Source organism: Micromonospora sp. CA-246542 (assembly GCF_050942905.1).
Lineage (GTDB): Bacteria > Actinomycetota > Actinomycetes > Mycobacteriales > Micromonosporaceae > Micromonospora.
In genome coordinates this window covers 3,380,778-3,398,322 of the sequence record NZ_CP192040.1, presented here as the reverse complement: position 1 = coordinate 3,398,322, position 17,545 = coordinate 3,380,778, and the positions used below count along the sequence as shown (strand labels likewise).

The following is a 17,545-nucleotide window of genomic DNA, read 5'->3' as shown; positions in this document are numbered from 1 at the left end:
GCGCCGGCGCGAGACTCCGAGCGGCTGAGCTGCCTGGTTCGCTCGCTCACGACGGCCCGCTCACGACGCGGCCTCGGTGAGGTAACGCTCCCGCAGGGCCACCTTGCGGACCTTGCCGGTCACGGTCACCGGAATGTCGTCGGAGCGTACCGGCACGACCCGGCGCAGCGTGGCGCCGACGTCCGCGCCGAGGGCGGCGCGCACCCGTTCGGTGCGGTCCTCGGCCTCGTCGGCGCCGGCGGCCAACTCCAGCAGCACGTCGGTCACCACCCGCCCGCCCTCGGCGACGATCACCACCGTGCAGTCGGTGACGTCCGGGCAGGTGGCGAGGATCCGCTCCTCAGCCAGCGCGGTGAAGAACCGCCGCCCGTCCCCGGCGTCGACCGAGTCGACCGCGCGGTCCAGGTGGTAGTACCGGCCCTCGGCGTCGGCACGCACCAGGTCGCCCGTGAGGTACCAGCCGCGCTGGCGGAACCGGTAGGTGGTGGCCGAGTCGTTCCAGTAGCCCCGGAACAGCGACGGCGAGTCGACGCCCAGGAAACCCACCTCGCCGACCGGCACCGGCTCGCCGTCGGCGTCCAGCACCGCGACCTTGGTGAACTGGTACGGCCGGCCGATGCAGCGGCCGTACCGGTCGGTGTCGGCGCGGTGGGTGATGTGGAACATCGAGTGTCCCATCTCGCTGGAGCCCAGCCCGTCGATGAACAGCGAGCCGGGCACTCGCGCCACCCCGTCGCGGGTGACGGTGTCGTGCCAACCGACCGCGACGAGGCGGCGGATGTGCGGCTCGTGCGAGCAGTCGCCGGTGTTGAACCACAGCCGCACCGAGTCCAGGTCGTACGCGGACAGGTCGAACCGGGCCAGCTCGGCCCAGGTAACCGAGAAACCGAACACCCCGTCGGGACGCCAGCGTTGGATCGCGTCGAGGACCCGCTCGCCGCCCTGCTCGGAGAGCAGGAACATCTCCGCGCGGTTGCCGAGCGCCTGGTTGACCATCAGCACGGTCGCGGTGTGCGGCGCGGGCAGCGCGTTGAGGATCCGGCTGGTGCCCTGCGCCTGCGGCATGCTCAGCAGGTGCCGGGTGGCCGCGAAGAGGCTGGCGTGGGAGTGCAGCACCGCCTTGGGCACCCCGGTCGTCCCGGAGGTGTGGGTGATCACGATCGGGTCGTCCGGGTGGTGCCGGTAGTGCGGCGGAGCCGCCGCCGGATCGCCGGTGCCGGCCCGCGCGGGCGTGCCCAGCACCGGTACGCCCAGCTCGTGCCCGGCCAGCAGCGCGGTGTGCGCGTCGTCGGCGAGCACCCCGACACCGCGCAGCCGACGGATGTACTCGGCGGCGATCTCCGGACGGAGCTTGCCGTTCATCAGCGCCGGGATCGCGCCGAGCCGGGCCAGCGCCAGGAAACTCAGCACCATGTCGGCGGCGGCGGTGGCCCAGACGGCCACCGGGTCGCGGGGGCGTACCCCCTGCTCGTGCAGCCACGCCGCGCGGGCGGCGACCCGCTCGTCGAGCTGGCCCAGCGTGAGGGGCGCCTGCGCCGGATGCCCGTCGACGGCGGTGTCGAAGGTCAGCCCCGGCCCGTCCGGGTCGGCGCCGTGCGCCAGCACGCGGGCCAGCATGTTGCCCGCGCCCAGCTCGGTGTCGGCGGCCAACCGGCCGCGCAGTCCCGGTTTCCTCATGGTCGTGCTCCTCCCCCCAGCAGCACCGCGACCGCCTCCGTGGACAGGTCGGGCGTCTGTTCGATCAGGATCAGCAACACCTCGTCGGCGTCGCCGTCGTCGCGCAGCAGGGCCGCCTGCGCGGTGCCCTCGGCGTACGGGTCGCCGGTCGGGCTGAGGCAGACCACCGGGCCGCGCAGTCCCCAGCGGGCGGCGAGGTGCCCGGCGACGCTGTTGGGCACGGACTGGTAGAAGAACAGCGGCCCGATCCGGCCGCCGGCCTCGACCGTCACGCGTACGTGGTCGGCGCTGGCCCGGTCACCGCTGGCGCTGACCAGCACGATCGCGGTGCGCACCTCCTCCGGCAACGGCTGGTCCCCGTACCGCCGCCGCAGGCACCGCTCGCCGACCGCCACGACCGTGGGCGCGAACGTCGAGTGCACGAACCCCGGCACCCCCGGCAGAACCCCGTCCCCCGGCTCGGGCCAACACGCCCGCGCGAGCTCCCGCACCCCTGCCTCCCCCACCCCTACCTCCCGCGATCTTGCGGTTTCTGTTGTGGATTCGCGTTCTTCGCCGGATTCGTCACCACAGAATGTGCAAGATCGCGGGAAGGTGGGGGTGGGGGAGGTCGGAATGGTCATGGCGTGCCGACCAGGAGCGCGGTGTTGGCTCCACCGAACGCGGAGTTGAGGGTCAGGGCGTGGGTCACCCCTGCGCGGCGCGACGCCGCCGTGATGACGTTGACGGGACACGCCTCGTCGGGGGCCTGCCAGCCGGCGTTGACCGGCAACTCGCCGGCCCGCAGCGCCATCGCCGTGACCACCAGTTCGAGCAACCCGGACGCCTCCAACGCGTGCCCGTGCAACCCCTTCGTGGAGCTGACCGGCACGTCGGTGGCGTACCCGTCGAGGGCCCGCCGCAGCGCCGCGGCCTCGGCGGCGTCGCTCTGGGCGGTGCCGGTGGCGTTGGCGTTGACGTACCCGATCGCCTGCGGCGGCAGCCCGGCCCGGCGCAGCGCGGCGCTGGCGGCGCGGGCCAGCCCGGCGCCGGTCGGGTCCGGCTGGCACGGGTGGTACGCGTCCCCGGCACGTCCCCAGCCCGCGACGGTCGCCACCGGCTCCACGCCCCGCCGCGCCTCGGCGCGGGACTCGACCACCACGGCGGCCACGCCGTCACCGAGCAGCAACCCCCGGCGGCCGGCGCTGAACGGGCGCACCGCGCCGTCGTCGGCGAGAGCACGGCCGGCGTCGAAGAGCGCGAACTGGTCCGGCTCGACGAGATAACCGGCGGCCACCACCACCCGGTCCAGATCACCCCGGCTGATCAGGGTGGCGGCGTCGGCCACCGCCGTGCTCGCCGACACGCACGCGCTGGTGTAGACCCGGGTGTGACCGGACAGCCCACACCCGGCGGCGAGTTGACCGGCGAGCGCGGACGGGACCGGCTCCACGCCGGCGGCCGGGCCGCCGTGCACGGCGAGCAGCAGCGCGCACCCCGCGCGCCGGGCGCGGTCCAGGCCGGCCGTCCGGCAGGCCGCGTCGATCGCGTCGGCCAGCTCGTCGGCGAGGGTGCCGACCTCGGACAGGGTGGCCGCCACGGTGACCCGGCGTGCGCTCGTGTCGAAGCGACGGATCGGTCCGAAGGCCGGCGTGGCGGCGAGCTGCGCCTCGGCGCCCCGCCCCAGGGCGCTGACCGCGTGCACACCGGTGAGCAGGACGACGGGCGGCTCAGCCATCTGCGGGAGCGGTCAACGACGCCCGCAGGACCGCCAAGGCGTCGTCGACGGTACGGATGCCGGCCAGGTCGTCCTCGGTGAGGTCCAGCTCACGCTGGTAGCGCTGCTCGACGAGGTGTACGAGCCAGGCCAGTTCCATCGAGCCGACCCGGTCCGGGACCTCGTCGGCGGGTTTCGCGGTGAGTTCGGCGAGCATGCTCAGCAGGTCAGCTCGCCCCAGGTCGGGCTGACCGGTCATCAGGCGTCGTCGCGCTTCGCCTCGGCGACGCGGTCGGCGACCATCGTGGTGAACTCGCCGACCGTCATCAGCGCGAGCTTCTCCGACTCGTCGTCGGCGAACGTCAGGCCGAACTGGTCCTCGACGCGGACGGCCAGATCGGACAGGGCCAGGGATTCCAGGTCGACGCCGGACGGGCCGAGCGTCGTGTCGTCGTCGAGCCCCTCGACGTCGTAGTTCATGTCGACGAGCTGCTCGACGACGAAGGCGCGGACCTCGGCTCTCATGGATACCCTTTCTGCGTGAGCCACGTGACGGTGTCCGATCGGGACACCGAATGGGTCTGGGGCGGTCGGGACGCCGGCGGTCGGCCGGATCCCGCCGTACGATCGCCGCGCGCGGTTGGCGGCGCGGTAGTCGGCGCGCTTGGCGGCGCGGGTGTCGGCGTCGAGGTGGCGCAGCGGGCCGGTCACGACGTCACCGCCGAGCGCAACGCGTCGGTGGAGCGGACCAGCTTGCCGGTGGTGGTACGGGGCAAGGCCTCGAGCAGGCGCACCACCCGTGGTCGCTTGTAGCCGGCCAACCGCTCAGCGAGGAGCTTGTCCAGGATCTCCTCGGACAACGGGCCGTCGGGCTGGACGTAGGCGGTGATGCCGTCGTCCCACACCACCACGGCGGCGGCCACGCCGGGCAGCTCGGCGACGGTCGCCTCCACCTCGGTGAGGTCGACCTTCATGCCGCCCACGGAGACCTGCGAGTCGAGGCGGCCGCGCACGGTGACCAGGCCGGTGTCGGCGTCGACGGTGCCGGCGTCGCGGGTGTGCAGCCAGCCGTCGGCCCAGCGGGTGGGGTCGCTCAACCCGACGTACGGCGACGCCGGGCAGGACACCCACAGCTCACCGCCGGACTCGCGGACCTCGATGCCGGGCGCGGGGGCGATCGACGGGCGGTGCGCGCCGTACAGGTCGGTGCCGATGACCCCGACCTCGGTCATCCCGTACATGTTGCCCAGCGGGACCCCGTACCGGTCGGTGAAGGCCCGGGCCACCGCGGCCGGGACCAGCTCGCCGCCGGTGGTCATCCGGCGGAACTGCGGCAGCGGACCGGTCGGCCGGCTGGAGGCGAGCAGACCGATGTGGAACGGCACGCCCAGCACCGTGGCCGGCGTGGCCTGGGCGGCGATGGCGGCCAGCACGGCGTCGCCGCTGAGCCGCTGCGGCGGCACCAGCTCCACACCGGCGTGCAGACCGTAGAGCAGGCCCCCGACCAGGCCGAGCACGTGCACCATGGAGGGCAGCAGGATGATCCGCTCGCCGGGCAGCGCCACCCCGTCGATACGGGTGTAGCGGCGCACCTCGGCGACCAGGTCCGCGGCCGTACGGCCGATCACCTTGGACGGGCCGGTCGAGCCGGAGCTGAGCTGGATCACGGCGTGGCCGCTGACCGCTGGGCCGTCCGCGTACCGGGTGACGCTCTCGGTGACGTCGACGAACACCTTCAACGCGCCCCCGCCGGTTCGCAGCGGCGCGACGACCACCTGCGGGGTGAGCCGGGTAAGCGCCCGGTCCACCTCGTGGTCGGTGAGCCGGTGGTCGAGCAGGATCGCCTGCGCTCCCGCCCGCCAGGCGGCGAGCAGGTTGACGACGTACGCCAGCGACGGCGGCAACCGCAGCGCCACGGCGCCACCGGCACGTAGTCCGGCAGCGGTCAGCCGGTCCTGCGCGGCGGTCACCAACCGGTGCAGGGTGGCCCGGTCGATCGGTTCCGGCAGGCGGAGACAAACATCGGTCGGACGGCCGGCGAACAGGACTTCATCCACCCAGCCGGGGTCATCTACCGTAAGGTTTTCGGCGGCATGATTCATTGCCCCCACCATTCGACGCGCAGCGCAAAGTAGGGCATAGGAGCCAATTTCTGGCATCTTTCGAGGTGCTGCCGGAACCCTACGACAGCCGTGTTGAGCATCGCTAGATGCAAATGGCTAGATCACTTTGAGCGCCCGGACCGATTGCCGCATACCGCCGCCCACCACCCGTTCCCACCTGCCGGCCATGATCGACTCGGCTTCCTGGAAGCCGGGCTGTCCCCCGCGATTGGACACCGCAGTTTCCGGGAAGCCGAGTCGATCAGGCACGGGATAGGCCGATGAGGTCGGCCAGCCGAGCCACGCCGGCGGCCGCCGGGCCGCGATGGGCGATCTCGGCGATGAGGGTACGGGCGGCGGGGCGACAGCCGATCTCGCCGGGTGCGATGGCGTGGGCGTCGGCCAGCGCGCGCCCGGCCCCGGCGAAGTCACCGCTGTCGAGGTGGGCGCGGGCAGCGTCGACAAGGTGCGCCGCCCGATGCTCGGCGGGCAGCAGGGACCAGTCGTCGCGGCGGACGGCGGTCCGGTGGTGGCGCAGGGCCTGGTCGGTGTCGCCGAGGCGCAACGCGGCGAGGAAGCGGGCGTGCAGCACAGCGGTGGGGCCGAACGCGGTGTGGTGCGCCGTCGGAAGGGTGCGAGTAGCCCGCCGGTCGCCGCACCACTCAACATGGGCCAGCTGTGCGGACGTCCGCGAAGCCCACCCATGTTCGCGGTGATCGTGGCTGCTCGGCGCCGACGGAGAACCGTCGCGGACGTAGCGCCGCGTAAGCGGACCCGACAGGAAGCAACCGATCAAGACGGTTGGGGGGCTTGCGGGCGCTAAGTCCGCAAGCCCCCCAGCTCAGTCAATTACGTTCGGTCCGCTGGTAGGGCTGGTAGGAAAATCGCCGTTCAGTGTTCGTCCTGCGAACTGCGCCGGAGTCACCTACGACCGAGCCGTCATCGAGTTCGATCGCCGCGCCGCGCCGCCGGCCTGAATTAACCAATGCCACCCGCCCATCGATGCACGCGCCGATTACTTTCGCAATGAGCGGTAGGTCCTCGTCGCCCGGCCCGAATTCTATGCGAGAGTTGAGCGCGAAACCGACAACAGTCTCGTGCGCACTCCAGGCCACGCTGAATGGACAGGGCCCGGCGTTGATCGGCTCCACAAATAACGTTGAAACCCCGCCTCGATCAATATCCCACCTGATATTTGCCGAATCATTAATGTCTGCAATCATGCTCTGCAGAAACTCTTCCATGCTATTTCCTACGTTCGCGGTCCATTAATGATGTCCCACTTCCGCCCACCGCCAGTGCGGACACGGAAGATCCAGCCATATTCTCCGTTCCCACGTGGCTTTACACTCCACCCCACACGCCAGCCCTTCTTGCCAGGTCCGTTGAAACGACCTGCTCGCGCTCCCTTTCCGGCGCCCTGATTGCCGAACCACTTGCTTCGCACACCAAAGAACTTGCTTGACCAGAGTCTTCGTCCGGCGGCCGACCAGGCTGACCTGACCCCCTTCGCCCCACGAAGGAATCCTCGCGCCGCAGTTTTGGCCTGCCATCTGGTGACTTTGGTATTAAGGCGCTTGGCACCATCGATTACACGCTGAAGCCAACGTTTTACTGGCCTCTTCCAGCCGTAGTCGCTACTACAGCCGCATTCTGCTCGCTTTCCGTCGAGGTCGAAGCAGTTGACCGGGTCGGCTCCGCAGTATTCGTAGGGGTTGGCGCTGCCGCCGTAAACGGGGTCGACTTGGAGGAAGCGGCCGGTGGTCGGATTGTAGAGGCGGACGCCCATGAGGACGATGCCTGACGGTGTGTCCGCTGCTCGCTGCTTGGCGCCGAGCCAGCCGTACCGCTGCGACCCGACGTCGTCTGGATTACGCGGCGTGCCGTATTCGTCGGCCTCGCTGGTGCGCGACAGACCCTCGTCGTCGGCGTGAATCGTCGCGACCAGGTCTCCGTGCAGGTTGGTGATCTGCCAGTCGACCTTGGCGCTCTCGCTGTCGAAGACGCCGGCCATCGCTGACAGGCCCGACACGGGTCGGGTGAACCGGTCAGCGGTCTCCTGCGTCCACGACGGGTTGTCCTCGTCTCCATCGTAGTGGTGCACCGATTGCACGGCAGTGCCGCTGGCGTTGTCGGTCCACGAACGGACTCGCTCACCGGTCACGTCCAGGACGTAATCGGTCGTGCGTCCGCCCTGGGTGATCGTGTCCACCAGGTCCGTCGAGTGATACGTGAGGGTTACGTTCCCACCCGAGGAGATGGCAGTGTCGATCGCTGGCAGCGTCGTGGTCCGGCCGAGCGCGTCGTACACGTAACCAGCGGTGTTGACCCGGTCTGCCGTGTCGTAGGTCCACGTTCGCGACGACGCCGGAGTCGTCGTCTGGCAGGCACCGTCTGCGCCTGGGCCGTAGGTGCTCATCGACATGCGGTTCGACGAGGTGCTGAGCCCGTACGACCGGGTGGTGCACTGCCCGCCGATGGTGTCCCGGATCGAAGCGAGCCGGCCAGCCTGGTCGTAGCTGTAGTTTTGCTTGGAAAGGCTGGACGACCGGTCTCGCCATTGGCCGTGCATCGATTCCACCACCGACTCGGTATGCAGGGTGCAGTCGGTGGCCGCGCAGCCCGGCTTGACGTACGTCATGCCGACCGGGGTGCCCGTCTCGTCGGTCTGCGTGGTCACCTGAACACCGTTTGGCCAGGTCTCCGCTGTCAGTGTGCCGTCGGCGTCGTAGCTGCCGGAAAAGACGCCGGCCTGCGTGTCGTTGACCGAGGTGAGCAGGCCGCGCCGCTCGGCGCCACCGTCATAGGTGTAGGTCCGGGTGACCTTGCCGTCGTTGCTGGTCGCCACCCGCCCGAGCAGGTCATACGTGGTGATCGAGGTGACTCCGTCGGAGTCGGTGTACGAGGTCTGTCGGCCCAGGCTGTCGTACCCCTTCTCCACCTGGGCGGTCGCCAGTCCGCCGACCACCTGCTGCCTGCGCAGCAGGCGGCCGGTCGCGGGTTCGTAGACGTTCCGGCTGATGGGTACTGCCGTGCCCAGGCCGGCGGCGGCCACGCTCGTCTCGTACGCCCGGCCCGCGTTGTCGTAGGTCGTGGTGGTGGTCCGTAACGTGCCGGCGCTGGTCTTCTCGGTGACCACCCTCGGCTGGTTCAACATGTCGTAGGTCGTGGTGGTCGCCGGTAGTTCCGGCCCGCTGGCGGCTTGGCCGCCGGGCTGCACCCGGCAGGGCAGGTTGGACCACTCCGGCTTGAGGTCACACTCGCTGTAGCCGGAACCGGAGGTAGCCCGGTAGTAGATGGTCATCTGGGTGGCGGGCGTGTTGGTGGTGGCACCGCCTGCCGGAGCCGTGGTCGAGGTGACCAGGGCGGTGATCGGGTCGTACGTCGTGCGCGTGGTCTGGGCCAGCCCAGCCGGGTCCACCGTCACCACGGTCGGGTCGCGCAGTGCCCAGTCGTACGCGGTGGTGGTGGTCCTCTGGTCGACGTCGGTCTCGATGCCGTTGCTGTCCCAGATCCGGGCGGCGACGACTTGGGTAGTCACCAGGTTGTACGGGCCGCCCGTGGTCGGTGCGCCCTGGTCGTAGGTGCTCATGGTGTGCTTGCGTCCACGCACGGTGGTGCCGTTTGCCAGCATGACGTCGTGCTCGGGCTCCTGTGTGCTGGTGAGCCGTTGCCCGTCGGAGGAGTAGATGTTGAGGGTGGAGTAGCGACGCGCGAGTAGGCTCTCCGCCGCAGCGTCGTCCGACGAGGCGGTGTTGAGGGCCCGGACCCGGTTGCCGGCGGTCAGTGTGCGGATGGTGTTGCCCCACTGGTCGTACCAGGTGGCACCGATGTGCCCCCCTGGTGAGGCGGTGTTGACTTCCCGGGCGTTGGCATCGAGGTAGGTCACCGTCGCCCGTTCGTACGACGACGGCAGGCTGCCCGCTGCCGGGTTACCGTCCGGTACCTGGTTGGCCGGGAAGATTGCGGTGGCGTCGGTTGGTGCTTCGGCCTGCGCCCACCGGATGGTCTGTACTGGTGAGAGGTCATAGGGCGCCCCGGTGCCGAACACCGGAATCTTGTAGACCACCGTTTGTATGGCGGTTCCGGCGGTGAGCGCCGAGCGGGTCACCTTGTGCAGCCGGCCCAGCCCCGGGTCGCCCGGGATGGTGGTATAGCTGAGCTGCCACGGCTCCTCGGCGACCGGCTTGATGACGCTGAGGATCCCGTCGGCGTTGTAGTCGTAGGTCTCCCGCAGCTGCCGTATGGTGCCGGCGTCGTTCCAGTCGAGCCTCGGATCCCACATCGCTCGTAGCCGACCAGCGTTGTCGTAGGCGTACCGGGCCATCGGCACGGTACGCATCGCGGGTGTGGCCAGGTCCGGATCCCAGGCGGTGAAGGAGATTTCCTTCACCCGGCCGGTGTAGTCGCCCCATGCCGGCTCAGCGGTGCCGGTTGCCGTCGTCGTCGTGGCATAGGTGAACGTCAGTGCCCGGCAGCCGCGGGTCAACGTCGTGCAGTTGATCCCATCCTGCACCGGAGCCAGCATTCGGGTCGGCCGGACAACCTCCTTGCCGGCGACGGTGGCCTTCTCCCAGCCCAGCGTCGTGGTCTGGTTGCTGCCCGGCACGGTCACCGAAGTCGGGAAGTACTTGCCCGCAGCACTCCCGGGGACCCTGGTGAACAACACCGAGTTGCCGTCCTCGTCCGTCATCGCGTACGAGTCGCCGGTGGAGTTGTAGGTCAGTTTGAGGAACTCCGACCCGACCTCGGGATCGAAGACGGTGGCGTTACGTTTGGTGAAGCCGATCGTGTCACCCTCCGGCAGACCGACCTGCACCAGTGAGCCGTACACGGTCAGTGACGTGTAGGGCGACGCCGCCTCCTCGACCACCGCCCCGGACACCCATCCAGGTCCGAACATGTTCGCCGCGTCCGTCTCGCCCGCCCGTCGCGTGTTGTACGAGCGGGTGAGCGTCAGGTCGCTGCCGAACGAGTCGACGGAGACGTCGGTGTCGGTCACCGTGTAGTTGCCGGTGATGAGGTTGACCGAGCCAGGCCCGATCTCCTGCGCCGCAGCCGATGCCTGGTCCCGGTCGAAACTGATCTTGACCGTACTGGAGGTGCCTCCGCTGCCACCGGTGAAGGTGCCCCGCATCTGGAGCGGACCACTGCGGGCGATGGACTCCGCGTCAACCGCCGCGAGGGTGGCCTCGAGGTTCCAATTGAGCTTGGGGAAGTTACCTCCACCGCTGGTCGGCAGCGGCCAGGTCACGGCGCCCCCGCCCGCAGCAACGGTGACGTGCCCGGCCGGGATGTCCACCCACCCATCGGCGTCGCCGCGCCGCCACTGGTACGTCACACCGGTGGCGGCCGCCTGGCCCACACCGGTGACGGCCACCTTTGCCGCACTGATGTCGCCTTCCTTCGGCGAGGTCACCGCACCGGAGCCGACGTTGAAGGTGTACGCCTGGATCGCCGACTGGTTGCCCGCCCGGTCACGCGAGCGCACGTACAGTGTCTGCGGCCCATCGGCGGTCGGGGTGATCGAGGCGGTCGCACTGCCGCCGAGGGTGGCCGCGTTGACGGTCTGATTGGGCGGGTTGACGTTCAGGCCGTACTCGTAGGCGGAGACGTCGCTCACGCCGGAGGCGCCGAAGGTGAAGCCACCCGCCGTCCCGGCCGCTGCGGCCCACTGCCCCTGTGGGTACGTCGTAGACGCCACTGAGGGTGCCGCCGACGGCGCGACGGTGTCCACGATCATCGCGCAGTTCCCGCTCCACGGCCCGTCGACCAGGCCGTCGGTCCCGCGGACCCGCCACGAATATGTTGCACCCTCGCCGAAGACGCCGGCCGGCACCGAGGTGGCCAGCCACGAGCCCGACGCGCCCGGCCCGACGATCGCACCACCGAGCCGGGTGCCACCGCCGGTCAGCCACTCGAACTCGGCCTTCACCTGCCCCCCGCCGGGGTTGGTGACCTGCGCCCGGAGCTGCGGCGTCCGCGTGTTCACGTAGGGGGTGCTGGACCCGGTCGCGCACGGTGATGACGGCACCGTCGCCCGCGCGGTGACCGTCGTGTACGAGTCGTAGTTGACGACCGCGTACGGCACCTCGGCCGGCTCTGCCGCGTTACGGGACCGGAACTGCTTGAAGGCGGTGGCGTCGGTTTCCGAAGTGGACCGAATACCCATATCGGCCCGCGTGTCGCCGACATTCGCCGCGCGTTGGAAGAAGCTCGTAGCCGCGATGGATGACCAGCCGTCGTCGCAGGTTGCGTTGAAGCCCTTGGTGGCCGTCGACGTAGCCTCGCGGTAGTTCCACGCCGGCTGGGTACTCCAGAGCACCCCTTCGGAGACGGGCCCAACCGACCACAGCTCCCACGATCGTGCCGAGCAGGTCCCCGACCAGAAATTCCAGAAGTACATGGTCGCGGAGTTGATTTTCTTGCCTACCAGAGCCGTGGTGTCCCAGCGGGCCAGGGCGCGAGCGATGAGTCCGTCCGAGGAACGGCCCACCTGCAGGTCGTTGGCACCACCCCGGTCGACGCCGTCGTTCTGCTTCACATACGTGTCGAACGTCGTCAACACTGGGTTGAGCTGCGGGTCAATGACCACCGGGTACTGCCGCTCGGGAGCGGTCAGCCATTTCATGTCCGGGCGCAGGCTGAAGTCGGCACGACGGCCCCGGTTCTTGACCTCAGTCAAGGAACCGACCTGGGCAGAGACCACCTTTTGCGCGGCTGGCCGTCCCACCGCGTCGACGTGGGCGTCCCACATCTCCGGTGCGGCGGATGACGCGATCTGCCGACCCCCGCCGTCCCGGAACTTGATGTTGCCGTTTGGCTCCCGCGCAAGCGACTTCAGTCCCTCACCGGTGACGGGCATGTTCACCTGAGCGACGTGAGCCGCCGCTTCGCGGGACTTCACCACCAGGAACGTCTCGACACCGGTCCGAGTGGCCTCCACCACAAGGTCCACGCCAGGGAACACCTCGGGGTACTTGGCCTTCGTGCCCTCGATGGCCGGTGCCGGGAGCCGTCCGCTCCAGCCAAGAGCCATCCGACCGCTACCGGTCTCCAGCGAGGCCAGTTCTCCATTGGACGACGCTGGCCGTGCTCCAGACAGGCGCAGGTCGCCGGGATGAGCCTTCGGTGCCACCGAACCGTCCGGCTGAGCGGCCATGGCGAGATCCACCGGAACCCAGCCGCCGCTTCGCCGCATCCGCACCGGGGCGAGGTGGACCTCCGCTTCCACCCGCCCGTCCGGCAACGCCCAGAACTCGGACGTCTCCGACGTCATCCCGGTGATCCGGACCTTCTTGTTGGTCAACCGCGCCGTCACCAGCGCCGCCGCCTCATCCGGCCGCTCCAACACCTGCGGCTCGGCCTGAGCACGCTCGGTCGGCTTCGGAGCCGCAGCGACCGGCTGCGCGGCCACCCAGTCCGCCATCGTCGCCGCCAACACCAACGACAAACCGGCGGCAAGCATCCGCCCGGCGGGCCTACGCGACAGGCGTGGGATCCGAGACACCGGGCCCCACACGGATCTTCTTCGTTCCACTGAACCTCCTAGATGAATACAGATCGTCGATCACGTAACTACAAAAGTGAGTTGTGATCATCAGCTGGACGGACATCGATGATCACGGCTCGGGGGATTGCCAGAGGCACTGCTCCATCGAGCCTGTGGATCCAGGCGGGCTTCCGACCTGACCCACCGGCCGATGTGCCTGGTGAGGCGGGTGCCTTGATGACCGCGACGCTGAATATCGAGACCGGCGGAAGAAGCGACCCGATTTGTCCGCGGAGGCGAAACCCCATCGACCCCGACGACAAGGCCGAGGTCTACCGGCAGCTCGGACTCCGACTCACCTACCAGACCACCGGCGGGACAGAGGAACGGCAGCTCTCGGCGCGCCCGACACGCACCGTCTTCGCGCTACGAACCTCGAGCGACAGCCAAGACACCCCTGCTTGGCCACCTGGCCCGCAGGAGTTGGTGGGCGCGGCGACCTATCGGAGACCCGGCGTTGGCAGCGCGACGGGACCTGGGACAAGGCCCTGTCCGCGTTGCAGGCGGCCGGCGACGCGACTGGCCGTATCGGTTGGACGGAGAGCGTGGACTCGATGACCAGCCGCGCCCGCCAGTGCCCGCCGGCGCTCGCACCGACGGGCATCGGCCGAAGGAGCGGGTCCGCTTCCAAGCCGTCCTCACCATCACGATCATCACCGAGTGGCTCTGACCGGGTTAGGAAACACGCCTTAGCCGGGTGTGATGCTGGCGAGTTGGACGAGCAATTGGACGAGCCGGTACGCCTCGGCGACATCGGCCGCGCGGAAGGCGACCGTCCGGCCGCCGCCGACCCGGGTCACACCCGGCACCAACACCGCGACGTCGACCATGTAGGGGCCGTACAGGTCGACCTCGACGTCCACCGGCCCGGCCATCGTCCACGGGCGAATCGAGGCGCGTCGGGTAATGGCGTCGGCGGCGGCGCGACGCAGCCGCTCGCGCGACTCCTGCGGATGCAGAGCCACCGCGGCGGCCTGACCCAGGGTCTGCTTCACGGCGACGGTGACCGCCGAGGGCACCAGCTCACCGAACTCGGCGCAGGCGGCGTCGTCTCCACTGAGCAGAACGACCGGCACGTCCAGGTGTCCCGCCATGGCGGTGTTGAGGCCGATCTCGCCCAGCGACCGCCCCGCGACGCGTACGTCGAGGATGGCGTCACTCATCGTGTGGGCCAGCACGGCCGGGCCAGCACCGGCCCGAGCGTGATAGCCGATGAACATGACGGCATCCGTGTGCTCGTCCAGCCCGGCCAGCATTCCCAGCGGGCGGGGTTTGCCGCGCACGAGGTGCGCCCGGCGGTCGAGGTCCTCCGGCAGGATGTTGCGGAACGTGCCGTGCGCGTCGGCGACCCACACCACGGCGTCGGGTGCGGCATCGAGGACGCCCGCGGTCACCGCGTTCGCCTCGGCCGTCATGAGGGCCCGGCCGCGCTCGTAGTCGTACCGATCGGGATTCGTCTCGGTGGGATGCACGATCCCCGAGACGCCTTCCATGTCGACGGAGATCAGTACCTTCATGACCTTGGGATCCTACGCGCTCCCGATGGTCACGACGGTGGTCGAGTTGATCGACAGCAGGTCGCCGGGGTGGGGGCATCCACCCGCTCCGGATACCCCCACCTCGGCGATCTGGAGTGGATCAAAGCCCGGTGGCGGCCGCGAGGCGGGCCTCGTCCGGGGTCTGGGCATGGATGTGGAAGCGCAGTGAACGGGCGTCGGTGAAGCACTCCCGCATCGGCCGCACCAGGTCGCGGTGCTCCTCGGTGCGCTCCCACGCCTCGAAGTCGGCGAGGCTCGCCCACTCGCTGGTGATGAGCCACTGCTCCTGGTCGGTCGACGAGCGGCACACCTGGTCCACCAGGTGCCCCGGCACGCCGTCGGCGACCAGGTGCCGGATCTGCTCGTACGCGGCCAGAAACTTCTCCGTGCGCGGCGCCGGCACTCGGACCAGGAAGACCACTCGGGCCCGCTGTTCGCTCACGGCGTCTCTCCTTCCGTCGGCGCGGCGCCCCGCAGGACCAGCGCGCTGTTGAATCCGTCGAAGCCCCGCGCGCAGACCAGCGCCAGCCGGCTACGCGGTCGGCGATGCTCGCGCAGGAAGTCCAGCTCGCACCCGTCGGCGACCTCGTCGGGGCCGGCTGAGGCGGGCAGCGTGTCGTGCGCGAACGCGAGCAGGGCGGTGGCCACGTCCAGTGCCGAGCCGCCCTGGTGGGCCCGGCCGGTCAGCGGCTTCTGGGTGGTGACCGGGGGCGGCCGGTCGGCGAACACGGCGCGCAGCGCCGCGGCCTCGCTGCGGTCGTAGCGGGGTACGCCGAGGGCGTCGGGCAGCACCACGTCGATTCCGCTCGACGCGACGCCCGCCCGGTCGAGGGCCAGCCGCATCGCCCGCGCGTACTGGATCGGGTCGCCGGCGCTGTCGGCCGTGGTGTGCGCGGCGTCGTGGGTGGCCCCCAGCCGCTGACCTCGCCGTAGATCCGGGCGCCCCGGGCCAGCGCGTGTCCCAACTCCTCCACCACGAAGACCGCGCCGCCCTCGGCCGGGAGGTAGCCGCTGGCCGTCGCGTCGAACGGCCGGTACGCCCGCTCCGGGTCGGCGACGTCGCTGAGCAGCCCGGAGCGCAACTGGCAGGCCAGGGCGTACGGGCTCAGTGGACACTCGGTCGCCCCGGCGATCACCACGGGCGTCCCCCGGCGCACCGCGCGGGCGGCGTGCGCGAGGCTGTCCAGCCCGCCGGCCGCCTCCGCGACCAGCACCCCGCTCGGCCCCTTGAACTGGTGGTGGATGGAGAGCTGTCCGACGCTCGCCGCGTAGAACCAGGCGATCGACTGGTACGCGCCGACGGTGCGCGACGGCCCACCCCAGAGCCGTTGCAGTTCCCGCTGCCCGAACAGGTTGCCCCCGGAGGAGCTGGCCAGGGCCACCGCGTAGCCGTACGGGTCGGGCGCCCGCTCGGGCAGCCCGGCGTCGGCCAGCGCGAGGCGGGTGGCGGCGAAGCCGAGGTGTGTCCATCGGTCGGTCTGCACCAGTTGCCGGCTCTCGGCGTAGGACTCGGCCGCGAAGTCGGGCACCTCGCCGCCCAGGCGGGTGGGGTAGCCGGCCGGGTCGAAGAGCGTGATCGGCCCGGTGCGCCGGGTGCCGGCCAGGACGGTACGCCAGTGCGCGTCCGCGCCGACGCCGCTGGGCGCGACCACACCGATGCCGGTGACGACCGCCCGGGCGGTGCTCACGCCGCCGCCGGAAGTCGGCGGAACACCATCGCCGACTGGAAGCCACCGAACCCGCTGCCCACCGACAGCGCCACGTTCACCGGCACCTCCCGCGCCTCGTTGGGTACGTAGTCCAGGTCGCACTCGGGGTCGCGGGTGCTCCAGTTGGCCGTCGGCGGCACCACCCCGAACTCGATCGCGAGAGCGCAGGCGGCCATCTCGATCGACCCGATCGCCCCGAGCGAGTGCCCGACCATCGACTTGATGGAGCTGATCGGCACCCGGTACGCGGCCTCGCCCAGCGCCCGCTTGAACGCGGCCGTCTCGTGCCGGTCGTTCTGCCGGGTGCCCGAGCCGTGCGCGCTGATGTAGGAGACCTGTTCGGGGTTGATCCGGCCCTGTCGCAGCGCGTCGCTGACGGCGAGGCCCATCTCCAGCCCGTCGGGGCGCAGCCCGGTCATGTGGAATCCGTTGCTGCGGCTGGCGTAGCCGGCGACCTCGCAGTAGACGTGGGCGCCCCGCCGTCGGGCGTGCTCGGCCTCCTCGAGCACCAGCACGGCCGCGCCCTCGGCCAGCACGAATCCGTGCCGGTCGGCGTCGAACGGGCGGGAGGCGTGCGCCGGGTCGTCGTTGTCGGGACTGGTCGCCTTGATCGCGTCGAACGAGGCGACGGTGACCGGTGAGATCGGCGAGTCGGCCGCGCCGGCCAGCACGATGTCCGCCTCGCCGTCCACGATCATCTGGTGGGCGTAGCCGATGGCGTCGATACCGGACGTGCAGCCGGTGGAGACGACCTGCGCGGGGCCGTGCAGGCCGTGCCGGCAGGCCACGTCGGCGGCCAGGCTGCTGGGCACCAGCGCCTGGTACAGGTACGGGCCGCCGAGCGCCGCGTCGACCAGCCACCGCCGACCGTGCTCGCTGACCCGGACGTACTCCTCTTCCAGGGCCATCGTGCCGCCCACGGCGGTGCCGAGCACCACCCCGGCGCGGTCCCGCTCGGCGTCGTCGAGCACCAGGCCGGCGTCGGCGATGGCCTCGGTGGAGCAGGCCAGCGCGAACTGCACGTAGCGGTCGGCGCGACGCCGCTCGGCGTCGGTGAGCCCGGCGGCGACCGGGTCGAAGTCACACTCGGCGGCGATCTGCGAGCGGAACGGCGACGGGTCGAAGAAGCTGATCCGCCGCGTGGCCGTACGCCCCTCGGTGATGGTCTTCCAGAACCGGTCCCGGCTGGCGCCGCCGGGGGCGACGACGCCCACCCCGGTCACCACCGTGCGCCGCCCGGTCACCGCGCCACCTCTGTTCGCGACTGCGGG

12 protein-coding genes and 2 pseudogenes are annotated in these 17,545 nt (G+C 70.5%); 1 reads left to right on the top strand and 13 read right to left on the bottom strand.

Going from position 1 to position 17,545, the window contains the following annotated elements; genetic code table 11:
* Positions 1–60: 60 nt before the first annotated feature.
* The 9 genes from ACQP0N_RS15915 to ACQP0N_RS15875 form a co-directional block, all read right to left on the bottom strand.
* The gene (locus ACQP0N_RS15915) at positions 61–1,677 is read right to left on the bottom strand and encodes a class I adenylate-forming enzyme family protein (protein WP_433121147.1); all 1,617 of its coding nucleotides are present in this window, start codon (positions 1,675–1,677) and stop codon (positions 61–63) included.
* A complete protein-coding gene (locus ACQP0N_RS15910) occupies positions 1,674–2,168 on the bottom strand; it encodes a beta-ketoacyl synthase chain length factor (RefSeq protein ID WP_433121145.1) in 495 nt (164 codons plus the stop codon). The genes ACQP0N_RS15915 and ACQP0N_RS15910 overlap by 4 nt, the downstream gene beginning before the upstream one ends.
* Before the next feature lie 128 nt (positions 2,169–2,296).
* Entirely contained in the window at positions 2,297–3,394 is a 1,098-nt protein-coding gene (locus ACQP0N_RS15905) for a beta-ketoacyl synthase N-terminal-like domain-containing protein (RefSeq protein ID WP_433121143.1), read from the bottom strand.
* Positions 3,387–3,632: an acyl carrier protein gene (locus tag ACQP0N_RS15900; RefSeq protein ID WP_433121141.1), complete on the bottom strand. Its 246-nt coding sequence runs from the start codon at positions 3,630–3,632 to the stop codon at positions 3,387–3,389. Before ACQP0N_RS15900 ends, ACQP0N_RS15905 begins: the two co-directional genes overlap by 8 nt.
* Positions 3,632–3,898, bottom strand: coding sequence for an acyl carrier protein (locus ACQP0N_RS15895; protein WP_355052676.1), 267 nt, complete (start codon positions 3,896–3,898; stop codon positions 3,632–3,634). The genes ACQP0N_RS15900 and ACQP0N_RS15895 overlap by 1 nt, the downstream gene beginning before the upstream one ends.
* A gap of 182 nt (positions 3,899–4,080) precedes the next feature.
* Positions 4,081–5,475: a class I adenylate-forming enzyme family protein gene (locus ACQP0N_RS15890; protein ID WP_433121139.1), complete on the bottom strand. Its 1,395-nt coding sequence runs from the start codon at positions 5,473–5,475 to the stop codon at positions 4,081–4,083.
* Between the two features lie 262 nt (positions 5,476–5,737).
* Entirely contained in the window at positions 5,738–6,067 is a 330-nt protein-coding gene (locus tag ACQP0N_RS15885; protein ID WP_433121137.1) for a hypothetical protein, read from the bottom strand.
* Positions 6,068–6,320: 253 nt separating this feature from the next.
* Positions 6,321–6,719 (bottom strand): hypothetical protein, encoded by a 399-nt coding sequence (locus ACQP0N_RS15880; protein ID WP_433121135.1) that lies wholly within the window; start codon positions 6,717–6,719, stop codon positions 6,321–6,323.
* A gap of 8 nt (positions 6,720–6,727) precedes the next feature.
* Positions 6,728–12,943 carry an RHS repeat-associated core domain-containing protein gene (locus ACQP0N_RS15875; protein ID WP_433121133.1) on the bottom strand — a complete coding sequence of 2,072 codons (6,216 nt, stop codon included), beginning with the start codon at positions 12,941–12,943 and terminating at the stop codon, positions 6,728–6,730.
* Between the two features lie 536 nt (positions 12,944–13,479).
* Between ACQP0N_RS15875 and ACQP0N_RS15870 the strand changes: the two are divergent.
* Positions 13,480–13,643 (top strand): annotated as a pseudogene (locus ACQP0N_RS15870) (IS5 family transposase); the annotation flags it as partial.
* 73 nt (positions 13,644–13,716) lie between these two features.
* On the opposite strand, the gene ACQP0N_RS15865 reads toward ACQP0N_RS15870, so the two are convergent.
* The 4 genes and pseudogenes from ACQP0N_RS15865 to ACQP0N_RS15850 form a co-directional block, all read right to left on the bottom strand.
* Positions 13,717–14,544: a M55 family metallopeptidase gene (locus ACQP0N_RS15865; protein ID WP_433121131.1), complete on the bottom strand. Its 828-nt coding sequence runs from the start codon at positions 14,542–14,544 to the stop codon at positions 13,717–13,719.
* A 121-nt stretch (positions 14,545–14,665) separates the two neighbouring features.
* Positions 14,666–15,007 (bottom strand): antibiotic biosynthesis monooxygenase family protein, encoded by a 342-nt coding sequence (locus ACQP0N_RS15860; RefSeq protein ID WP_433121129.1) that lies wholly within the window; start codon positions 15,005–15,007, stop codon positions 14,666–14,668.
* Positions 15,004–16,253, bottom strand: a pseudogene (locus ACQP0N_RS15855) (beta-ketoacyl synthase N-terminal-like domain-containing protein). The gene ACQP0N_RS15860 and the pseudogene ACQP0N_RS15855 overlap by 4 nt, the downstream one beginning before the upstream one ends.
* Positions 16,250–17,518, bottom strand: a complete 1,269-nt coding sequence (locus ACQP0N_RS15850) for a beta-ketoacyl-[acyl-carrier-protein] synthase family protein (RefSeq protein ID WP_433121127.1) — start codon at positions 17,516–17,518, stop codon at positions 16,250–16,252. The pseudogene ACQP0N_RS15855 and the gene ACQP0N_RS15850 overlap by 4 nt, the downstream one beginning before the upstream one ends.
* Positions 17,519–17,545: the final 27 nt, after the last annotated feature.